This window comes from Hyphomicrobium sp., assembly GCF_003987855.1.
GTDB lineage: Bacteria > Pseudomonadota > Alphaproteobacteria > Rhizobiales > Hyphomicrobiaceae > Hyphomicrobium_B.
This window is the reverse complement of sequence record NZ_RXIZ01000018.1, coordinates 1-783: the sequence shown is the minus strand read 5'-3', so window position 1 is coordinate 783 and position 783 is coordinate 1. Positions and strand designations below refer to the sequence as shown.

The window sequence follows — 783 nt, the reverse complement described above, 5'->3', positions numbered from 1 at the left end:
TGCACGCCCGTCACCACGTTGAACTTCGCAACGCCGTGATACTTGTCAGGTGAGGCTTCAGCCGGGGGATACCCCTTGCCCTTTTGCGTCCGGACGTGGACGAGGATCGGGCCTTGCCCAGCGTCGCGTACGTTTCTCAAAACAGGAACGAGTTGGCTAAGATCGTGTCCATCGATCGGACCGATATAATAAAAGCCGAGCTCCTCGAACCAAGCGCCACCATGCCAAAGATTGCGCGTGTATTCCTCAACCCGCGCTGCGCGCTCTTCCCATGTTTTCGGCAAACGCTTTGCGAGCTGCTTAGCGAGATCCCTCACGTACAGGTATGAATCGCTCGATGTGAGGCGCGCGAGATACGACGATAGCGCTCCAGCTGGCGGCGCGATCGACATGTCATTGTCGTTGAGGACGACGATCAGCCGCTCGTTACGCGCGCCGGCATTGTTCATCGCCTCATAGGCCATGCCAGCGCTCATAGCGCCATCGCCGATGACGCAGACAACGTTGTTCGCGCCGCCCTGCATATCGCGCGCGACGGCCATGCCGAGGCCTGCGGAAATTGATGTCGATGAGTGCGCCGCTCCGAACGGGTCGTATTCGCTTTCGGTCCGCTTCGTGAAACCTGAAAGACCACCTGGCTGCCGAAGCGTACGAATGCGATCGCGACGCCCCGTCAAAATCTTGTGCGGATAGCACTGATGGCTGACATCCCAGATCAGCCGATCACGGGGAGTGTCGAAGAGATAATGCAGAGCGACTGTGAGCTCGACCACACCCAGCCCG

The 783-nt window shown here is 59.1% G+C and carries 1 pseudogene; it reads right to left on the bottom strand.

Annotated features, from left to right (window positions below):
- Positions 1-783, bottom strand: a pseudogene (locus EKK30_RS16445) (1-deoxy-D-xylulose-5-phosphate synthase N-terminal domain-containing protein); the annotation flags it as partial.